The organism is Aeromicrobium sp., from assembly GCF_032084975.1.
GTDB lineage: Bacteria > Actinomycetota > Actinomycetes > Propionibacteriales > Nocardioidaceae > Aeromicrobium.
Window position 1 is genome coordinate 57,204 of the sequence record NZ_DAMDLR010000010.1, and the last position, 8,180, is coordinate 65,383.

General features: G+C 71.9%; 7 protein-coding genes and 1 pseudogene. 2 read left to right on the forward strand and 6 right to left on the reverse strand.

All coding sequences use genetic code 11. The features are described from left to right. Positions 1 to 42 precede the first annotated feature (42 nt). Positions 43 to 1,716, forward strand: coding sequence for an alpha/beta-hydrolase family protein (locus tag RT323_RS04275; RefSeq protein ID WP_313405301.1), 1,674 nt, complete (start codon positions 43 to 45; stop codon positions 1,714 to 1,716). A 240-nt stretch (positions 1,717 to 1,956) separates the two neighbouring features. Here the strand turns inward: RT323_RS04275 and RT323_RS04280 are convergent, their stop codons facing one another. Then, positions 1,957 to 2,598, reverse strand: a complete 642-nt coding sequence (locus RT323_RS04280; RefSeq protein ID WP_313405319.1) for a DedA family protein — start codon at positions 2,596 to 2,598, stop codon at positions 1,957 to 1,959. A gap of 70 nt (positions 2,599 to 2,668) precedes the next feature. On the opposite strand from RT323_RS04280, the gene RT323_RS04285 reads away from it, so the two are divergent. Beyond that, positions 2,669 to 4,039 (forward strand): hypothetical protein, encoded by a 1,371-nt coding sequence (locus RT323_RS04285; RefSeq protein WP_313405303.1) that lies wholly within the window; start codon positions 2,669 to 2,671, stop codon positions 4,037 to 4,039. A gap of 12 nt (positions 4,040 to 4,051) precedes the next feature. On the opposite strand, the gene RT323_RS04290 is transcribed toward RT323_RS04285, so the two are convergent. The 5 genes and pseudogenes from RT323_RS04290 to RT323_RS04310 form a co-directional block, all read right to left on the reverse strand. Beyond that, positions 4,052 to 5,185, reverse strand: a complete 1,134-nt coding sequence (locus tag RT323_RS04290) for an aminotransferase class I/II-fold pyridoxal phosphate-dependent enzyme (protein WP_313405305.1) — start codon at positions 5,183 to 5,185, stop codon at positions 4,052 to 4,054. A gap of 26 nt (positions 5,186 to 5,211) precedes the next feature. Further along, positions 5,212 to 5,964, reverse strand: coding sequence for a hypothetical protein (locus tag RT323_RS04295; RefSeq protein ID WP_313405306.1), 753 nt, complete (start codon positions 5,962 to 5,964; stop codon positions 5,212 to 5,214). Positions 5,965 to 6,016: 52 nt separating this feature from the next. Next, positions 6,017 to 6,589: a hypothetical protein gene (locus RT323_RS04300; RefSeq protein WP_313405307.1), complete on the reverse strand. Its 573-nt coding sequence runs from the start codon at positions 6,587 to 6,589 to the stop codon at positions 6,017 to 6,019. A gap of 221 nt (positions 6,590 to 6,810) precedes the next feature. Then, positions 6,811 to 7,464: a hypothetical protein gene (locus RT323_RS04305; protein ID WP_313405308.1), complete on the reverse strand. Its 654-nt coding sequence runs from the start codon at positions 7,462 to 7,464 to the stop codon at positions 6,811 to 6,813. Next, a pseudogene (locus tag RT323_RS04310) lies at positions 7,461 to 8,180 on the reverse strand (hypothetical protein); the annotation flags it as partial. The gene RT323_RS04305 and the pseudogene RT323_RS04310, both read right to left, overlap by 4 nt.

Here is an 8,180-nt window from a genome sequence, read left to right on the forward strand (position 1 = left end):
TACTACTCCCGGGCGGAGTCCTCGATCTGTCACACTCTCGCCATGATCGGGACCCTGCGCGGGTGGATCAGGCCGACCCTGCCCGGCCTGACGGGAGCGCTCGTGTTCGCGCTGGTGTCGCTGACCCCCTCGTTGTTGCCGCGTCCGGCGTTGTTCCAAGGCCTCGTGACCGGCGTGACCGCCGCGATCGGGTACGGGTTGGGGGTCGCCCTCGCGTGGATCTGGCGCGCGTTCGCCGACCGCGGGCCTCGTGAGCCGCGACCCCGCCACTGGCACGTCCTGCTCGGCGTCGGTGCGGTGGCGCTGCTCGTCGCGGACTTCCTCAGCGTGCGCCAGCAAGATCGCGTCCGCTCCCTGATGGGCCTGGGCGACGCGAGCACGTGGCGGCTGCTGACCGTCCCGCTGATGGGCGTCGCGATCTTCCTGCTGCTGTTGATGATCGCCCGCGGACTGCGCCGCGCCGCTCGCGCCCTGTCGGCGTTCCTCGGACGGCGGATCGGGCCCCAGGCCGCACGCGCCGTCGGCTGGCTGACCGTCGGTGCGCTGACGTTCTTCACCCTCAGCGGGCTCGTGTACGACAACGCGATCAGGGCGATCGACGCGTCGTTCGCCCTGGGCGACCAACAGGTCTCGACCACCCTCGAGCCGCCGGGCGAGCTGCGGTCCGGCAGTGACGAGTCCCTGCTCGCGTGGGAGGAGCTCGGACGACAGGGCCGGCGGTTCGTCGCGCGCGGGCCGAGCGGCGACGACATCGCCACGTTCACCGGTCGCGACGCGCTCGACCCCATCCGCATCTACGCCGGGACCGCTCACGCCGAGGACGTCGAGGAGCGCGCCCGGCTCGCGGTCGAGGACCTGCAGCGGGCCGGCGGCTTCGACCGCGAGTACCTCCTCATCGCGGGCACCACCGGCTCGGGCTTCATCGAGCCGAGCGCGTCGGAGTCGTTCGAGTACCTGACCGGCGGCGACTCCGCGATCATCTCGATGCAGTACTCGCACCTGCCGTCCTGGATCTCGTTCCTGGTCGACCAACGTGCCGCGCGCGACGCCGGCCGCGCGTTGTTCGACGCGGTCTACCAGGAGTGGTCCGCGCTGCCGGCCGACCGCCGACCGCGCGTCTACGTCTTCGGCGAGAGCCTGGGGTCGTTCGCGCTCGAGACGGCCTTCAGCGGCGAGGCCGACCTGCGCAACCGCACCTCGGGCGGGCTGTTCGTGGGCGCGCCGGGCTTCAACGACCTGTTCACCGAGTTCCGCGAGCGCCGTGACGCCGGCAGCCGCGAGATCGAGCCCGTCTACCGCGGGGGCCGCACCGTGCGGTTCACGAACGACCCCTGGCAGGCGACGCCCCCGGCCGACCAGCCGTGGGACGGGCCGCACCTGCTGTACCTCGTCCAGCCGTCGGACCCGATCACGTGGTGGAGTCCCGACCTGATCTGGAACGAGCCGGACTGGCTCGACGAGCCGCGCGGGGCGGACGTCGCCTCGGCGATGCGCTGGTACCCGATCGTCACCTTCTGGCAGACCTCGGCGGACATGGCCGTGGCGATGGCCGTGCCGTCGGGGCACGGACACGACTTCGTCGGCCAGCACGTCGCCGGCTGGGCCGAGGTCCTGCAACCCGACGGCTGGACCTCGGACGACCTGCGGCGCCTGCAGGCCCAGATCCTCGAGGCGGCCGCCGGCGACGCCGGCGTCCCTCCGTCGCTGCGGGAGTGACGGTTTCCCCGGTTAAGTAGGTTCTCCCTCACTTCACGAGGGTTGCGATCCTCGTGAAGTGACAGGAAACCTCGTTCAGTCCGCCGCGCATCTTGCTGGGTGGACACACGGCTGCTCGAGGGAGGCGTGGCCCGATCGGTGATGCGGTGCTGACTTCACGAGGTTCTCCCTCACTTCTCGAGGATCGCAACCCTCGCTAAGTGACAGGAAACCCACTTAACCGGGGAAACTGTCAGCCGGTCACGACTCGCGGGGGTCGCGCAGCTCGCGGACGCGGCTGATGACGAACCAGCCGCAGACGACGAGGACGGCGAGGATGACGAGGCGCTGGAACCAGTCGGCGTAGGGCTCGATCACGTGCCAGTTCTCGCCGAGGGTGAAGCCGGCGCCGACGAAGATCGAGTTCCAGATCAGGCTGCCCAGCGTCGTGAGCACGAGGAAGATGCCGAACGACATCCTCTCGACGCCCGCCGGGATCGAGATGAGGCTGCGGAAGATCGGCACCATCCGGCCGAAGAAGATCGCCTTCGTGCCGTGCTTGGCGAACCACGCCTCCGTGCGCTCGAGGTCGCTGACCTTCAGCAGCGGCGTCTTGGCGAAGACCCACTCGGTGCGGTCGCGCCCGAAGAGGCGACCGAGCCAGTACATGATGCACGCGCCGATGACCGAGCCCGCCGTCGTGGCGAACAGCGCGCCCGCGAGCGAGAAGCGGCCCTGGCTGGCGGCCAGCCCCGCCATCGGGAGCACGATCTCGCTGGGGATCGGCGGGAACAGGTTGTCCAGGCCGACGGCGAGGGCCGCGCCGAACAGTCCCATCCGGTCCATCAGGTCGACCATGAACCCCGCGAGACCGTCGATCTCCTGCTCGGCCGCCTGTGTCATCACCCGGCAGAGCATAACGAGGCGTGCGCACCCTGTCGTCGCTCCAGACCGGCCGGGTACCGTCGCGCAGGTGCGTTCGTTCCGTGAGGTCCTGGCCGCCGTCGGCTCGACGGCGCTGCTGGTGACCCTGCTGGCGGCCTGCGAGAGCGAGGACCCAGTGCCCGACGCGGAGACCATCGTCCCGGCCAGCCCGAGCTCGCTCACCGTGGCCGGCGCCGACGACCTCGTCGCGGCGTCGGCGTACCTGTTCGAGTCCGCGTCGGCCGTCGTCCTGCTGCCCGCCGAGGACCAGCAGAAGGCACTCGACCGGGCGCGCGAGCTCGGAGTGCCCGTACTGCCCGACTCGCCCGAGGGACGCGCCGAGGCCGATCGGCTGGGCGCGCGGATCCTGGCCCAGGCCGACGAGGCCGGCGAGTCGGCCGATCCCGTCGAACGCCCCTCGCCCGTCACCATCGCGCTGACCGGTCGCCCGTCCCCCGCGCTGCTGCACCTGGGTGCCATCGGCGACGCCGACCTCACGGCGATCGCCGCCGACCCGCGAACGCACGAGCCCTCGGTCACGAAGCTCCAGCGCGATCCCGACGGACCGCTGCTGACGCTCGGCGTCTCGGGGTACGCGGTCCGGGTCGTCCGCGCGAACGCGCAGGCGGTCGGCGGCGGCTGGTTCGCCACCCGCGGCAAGCACCTGCTGGCGATGTACGGCCATCCGTCCGGCCCCGCACTGGGGGTGCTCGGCGAGCAGGGCCCGCAGGCGTCGGTCGCGCGCGTGCGCAAGCTCGTCCGCAAGTACCGCCGGGTCGCGCCCGACGCGACGTTCGTCCCCGCCTTCGAGATCATCACGACCGTCGCCGCGGCGGCCAAGGGCCCGCACGGCGACTACTCAGCGAGAACGAAGGTCGCCGACCTCGAGCCGCTCGTCGATGCCGCCGAGCGCGCCGGGATCGTCGTGATCCTCGACCTGCAACCGGGCCGGTCGACGTTCCTGGAGCAGGCCGAGGAGTACGAGTCCCTGCTGCGCCGCCCTCACGTCGGGCTGGCCCTGGACCCGGAGTGGAAGCTCGGACCGAAGGGCAGGCCGCTCGAGCGGATCGGCCACACCGACGCCCGCGACGTCAACCGCACCTCCGCATGGCTGGCCCGGCTCACCCGCCGGCACGCCCTGCCGCAGAAGGTGTTCGTCCTGCACCAGTTCCAGCTGCAGATGATCCGCGATCGCGACCGCGTCCGGACCGACCACCCCGAGCTGGCGACCGTCATCCACGTCGACGGACAGGGCAGTCCCGCGGCCAAGTTCGGCACGTGGGGCGTCATCCGCCAGGGAGCACCGGAAGGCGTCGGCTGGGGCTGGAAGAACTTCGTCGACGAGGACGATCCGATGCTCGACGTCGCCCAGACGTGGCGGCGCGTCCGGCCCCGGCCGCAGCTGATCACCTATCAGTGACTCGAGGTCCCACTACCGCAGCAGCGACCCGATGCGGTCGAGGATGCGGGACAGGCGCTCGGGGCTCGTGCCGAAGTTCAGTCGCGCGAAGGTCGAGGAGTCCACGGGTGTGTGCGCGGTGAACTCGCGACCGGGCGCGAGCCGGACGCGACCTCGCTCGAGGATCGCCCCGGCGGGGTCGGCCGCGATCGGCGTCCCGGCGAAGTCGAGCCACGCGAGGTAGGTCGCCTCGGCCGGCTGGACGCCCACGCCGGCGGAAGACGCCCAGTCCGTGATCGCGTCACGGTTGACCCGCAGCCGGTCGAGCAGGTCGTCCAGCCACGGTCCGCCCTCGGTCCATGCCGCCACGGTCGCGACGCGTGAGGTGCTGCTGACGCCGCCCAGGAACGCGAAGGGAAGGGCGTCGAGCCGCTCCCGGAGCCGTGCGTCGCCCACGTGCGCGACGGCGCAGTGCAGTCCGGCGAGGTTGAACGCCTTCGACGCGGACGTGACGGTCACGGTGCGCGACTCGACATCCGGGCCGAGTGAGGCGAACGGCACGTGACGGCGACCGTCCAGCGCGAGGTCGGCGTGGATCTCGTCCGCGAGGACCGTGAGGTCGAGCGCGGCCGCGGCGTCGGCGACCGGCCGCAGTTCGTCGGCCGTCAGCATGCGCCCGGACGGGTTGTGCGGGTTGACCACGACGACCAGTCGGACGCCGTCGTCCCGCCACGACGCGGCCAGCTCGTCGGCGCCCGCGTCCCAGTGGATCGGCACGATCCGGCGACCGACCGCCGTGAGCGACTCGAGGAACAGCGGGTAGCTGGGCACGTGCAGCGCGATCGCGTCGCCGGGCGCGGTCATCAGCTCGACCGTCGCCTGGAACGCCTGGATCACGTCGGTGAACGCGCGCCCGAGTCCCGGAGTGGGCGCCCAGCCGAACCGCTCCGCCATCCGGGACTCGAACGCCGCGAGCAGCGCGTCCGGCGCGTCGAAGTCCCGGTATCCGACGTCCCCCGAGGTCAGCAGGTCCTGGACTCGTCGCACGACGACCCCGGGCACGTCGGCGTCCATGTCGGCGACCCAGGCCGGCAGCACGTCCGGCTCGGTCGTGGCCCACTTGAGGTTGTCACGCCTGCGCAGCGCGTCGTCGTCGCGATCGAACACGTCGCCAGTGTGCCTCAGTCCGGCGGTCAGTCCGTCAGCACGCGCTTCCACAAGAACGCCGTCTCGAGCACCAGCAGGACGATCGCGGCGACGGCCACGATGAGAGCGCCGTCGGACTCGCCCGCGACCGCGGCGATGACACCGACCTGTGCCCAGATCACGGCAGCGGCGTAGCCGGGGCTGCGGGGCATCCAGACGTTGATGCCCAGGGCGAAGATCGCCGCGCCGGCGAGCAGGGCGATCTGCCAGCCCAGCGCGTCCGGTCCGACGAGGTCGAGCTCGAGGGCGCCGGTGCCGAGGTTGAGGAACACGGCGGCACTGACCCAGCCCGCATAGATGCCGCTGGTGGCGCGGGCCAGGTGACCGATCCACGGCGGGTCCACGGGACGAGCGCGGGCGGCGAGCCGGGCCGCGTCGATCGCGAACCACGTCATCAGGACCAGGACGATGAACGTCGCCCAGCTGATGGCCGCCGCCGAGACCGCGATCCAGACGGTCGCGCCGAGGTAGAGCACGATGAGGTCGATCGTGAACCGGCGGTTCCCGACGCCGTCATGGCGCCAGAGCGTCACGACGGCGTGCACGAGTGCCAGGAGGTAGATCAGGCTCCAGATCGAGAACGCCCACCCGGCCGGGGTGATCAGCAGCTCGTCACTGTCCGATCCGGGTTGGGAGACGTCGGCGAGGGTCTGGACCACCGGCGCGACGACCTGCAGGATCGCCGCCGCGAGCAGGGCCCAGCCGAGCCGCCGGTCGGTGTGCACGTCGGTGGAGCTCATGTCCCCACGCTAGGTGGATCAGCGGACGCTCGCAGGGCGGTGTGCGCGCCCCTCAGGGGTTGGGGACCAGGACCTCCGCGACCTGCCGCGGGGCGAACCGCTGCTCGAAGTCGCGCTCGTTCGGCACCCAGACGTCGGTCCACCTGCGGTCGACGTCGTTGCCCTGGGCGCGGTCGCGGGCCATCCCTCGCTCGGTCGCGGTGTCGAGGTCCACGTCGCTCCAGACGGTGAGGTCCAGCAGGGGCAGCAGGTCCGGGTGGAACAGCCCGATCAGGTCGAGGACCATGACGTCCGCTCGCGGCACCGGCTCCGGGTCCATCAGGCGGTCGAGGTCCCAGTCGTACCGCCGGAACCACGATGGCGTCCCCCCGCGGAACGGCCGCAGCACCTCTGTCGCCAGCCGGTCCCGCTCGACACCGTCCCAGTCGGGCGAGCGACGGTGGACGCGCACGGGATCGAGGAAGTCGTCGCCGCGCATGCGGACGGCATGGGGCAGTGAGTCGACCAGCGCTCGCGCCAGGGTGGACTTGCCGGAGCCGCCGTAGCCAGAGACGCCGACGACGATCGGGCGTCCCGCCTCGCGGCGGCGTTGCTCGACGAGGACGAGCAGCTCGGTCAGGTCCACGTCACGATCGTAGGCCGCGACAGTCGATGGCCGGGGCGTGCAGCACGCCCCGGCCTTCGGCTCCCCCGAGAACTCGGTGTCAGCAGATCAGGTGGTGACCGAACGAGCGATCACCCGGGACACCGCTCACGCCCGAGATGCGACCGGACGCCCCTTCAGACCCACTGGCCCCACCACTCTCGCGGACCCCGCCCGGCAGCGGTACCCCCGGAACCGGGGGGTCAGGCCTCGTCGAGGACGTCCCCGGGCGCGAGACCCACCGCGTGCTCGATGTCGCCGGGGCTCGTGTGCCGCAGGTAGTCACGCAGCTTCGCGCACGCGGCGCGGTAGTGCTCGCGCGCCGTGTCCTCGGTGATGAACAAGGTGGAGGCCACGTCGCTCCAGTGGCGGCCTCGCGCCCGGGCGGAGATGACCTGGCGCTGGCGCGGGCTGAGGTCGAGCGGCGCGCCACGGCGGTCCAGCAACTCGGTCAGGCCGATGAGCGACTGGGTGACGACCACCGTGCCGGCGCGCACGTCCTCGACCGCACGGACCGTGACGTGCGGCGAGTCGGACTTGTGCACGACTCCCTGTGCCCCGGCCCGCAGGCACAGCGCCAGCACGATCGCCCGCCGCTCGTCGGTGTACAGGCACACCGGCAGGTCCATCGCCCGGATCGCACGGATCGCCGCGCGGCCCTGCTTGGTCCGGACCATCGTGCCCTGGGGACCACGCAGCAGCAGGTCGAGCACGACCACGTCGCAGGGTGCCGGATCGGCCTCGAAGTCCTCGACGCTGGCGTAGGTCGCCACCACCTCGAGCTCGGGGTGGACGGTCGCGAAGCCGCCGCGGATGACGGTGCTGTCGTCGATCACGACGACGCGGGTGCGGTTCACGACGTCCCTCTCGCTTCGCGCTCGATCCACGCGTCGGCGTCGATCGCGTAGACCCAACGACGGTCGGGCCACTCGGTGAGGGTCCACAGCTCGCGACGCTGGGGCCACCACGTGATGTCCTCGGGCCCGGTGGGGAGCACGCCACGACGGCGCTCCAGCGCGCCGGGGCGGCCGACCCACAGATCACCCGGATTGCCCTCGCCGGCGCTCGCCGTCATCACCCACTGCCCCTCGACGAGCACCGCGCCCTGCATGCGCGCCACGGCGGTGTGCGCCTCCAGCGGCGTCGCGGCCGGCTGCCCGGCGAGCAGGTGCGTGTCACGGTCGAGCGCGTACCGCAGCAGCCGGTGGCTGCCGCCGGCCCGTCCGTACTCGCCCGTCACGAGGTGGTCGACCTCGCCACTGCGGTCGAGGGACATGAAGGAGTACGTCATCGGGCGGTGCCCCGGCTCGGTCTCGGCACGGAAGGACGTGTGCTTCGGCAGCACGTAACGGTGGCCCCGGACACCCCAGCGGCGCGGCGCTCGCGCCAGGTCGTCGAGCCGGAAGACGTGGATGCCCCACGAGCTGCCCGCCACGAACAGATGGTCGCCGTACCAGACGATGCCGCCCGCGTGAGCACGCACGGGCCGCAGGAACCGCAGTCCCATCCACCGCACCGGCTCGACCAGCAGCACGTGGCGGTAGCGCGGACGCTCGTCGTCGACGCCGTCGAC

Coding starts and splice junctions, on each gene's coding strand:
- RT323_RS04280 (WP_313405319.1), bottom strand. CDS start 2,598: ATGACACAGGCGGCCGAGCAGGAGATCGACGGTCTCGCGGGGTTCATG.
- RT323_RS04295 (WP_313405306.1), bottom strand. CDS start 5,964: ATGAGCTCCACCGACGTGCACACCGACCGGCGGCTCGGCTGGGCCCTG.
- RT323_RS04275 (WP_313405301.1), top strand. CDS start 43: ATGATCGGGACCCTGCGCGGGTGGATCAGGCCGACCCTGCCCGGCCTG.